Consider the following 461-nt stretch of genomic DNA (forward strand, 5'->3'; position numbering starts at 1 on the left):
GCCTCCGCCCCGGCGCAGGAGGTGGCGCGCCTGCGCAAGGCCGCCCTCGACACCATGCCCGGCGAGCCGCTGGCCTTCCGCGACGCCCCGCTCTGGTTCCGCCTCGCGACCCAGCGCATCGACGGCCTCAAGGCGGTCGAGGACCGCCTCACCGCCGACCTCACCGCGGAGGCCGGCGGCGTCCGCGCGATGGCCGAGCGGGCGCTGGCGATCTGGTCGGGGGCGGCGCTCGCGATCTTCCTGCTGTCGGGCGCCCTCGCCTTCGCCCTCGGCACCGCGGTGGCCCGGCCGCTGACCCGGATGTCGCGGGCGCTCACCGCCATCGGCCGCGGCGACGACTCCGTCGAGATCCCGCAGGGCGGCCCGAACGAGGTCCGCGCCATCGCGGCCGCCGCCGTCGAATTCCGCGAGAACGTCGCCGAGCGCCGCCGCAGCCGCGCGGTCCAGGAGCGGATGTCGGC

1 protein-coding gene is annotated in these 461 nt (G+C 77.9%); it reads left to right on the forward strand.

Annotated features, from left to right (window positions below; genetic code table 11):
- Positions 1–461 (forward strand): nitrate- and nitrite sensing domain-containing protein (locus tag FV222_RS28970; RefSeq protein WP_147816544.1); only part of this gene is annotated, 461 nt, incomplete at both ends.

The sequence above is a fragment of the Methylobacterium sp. WL103 genome (assembly GCF_008039885.1).
Classification (GTDB): Bacteria; Pseudomonadota; Alphaproteobacteria; order Rhizobiales; family Beijerinckiaceae; genus Methylobacterium; species Methylobacterium cerastii.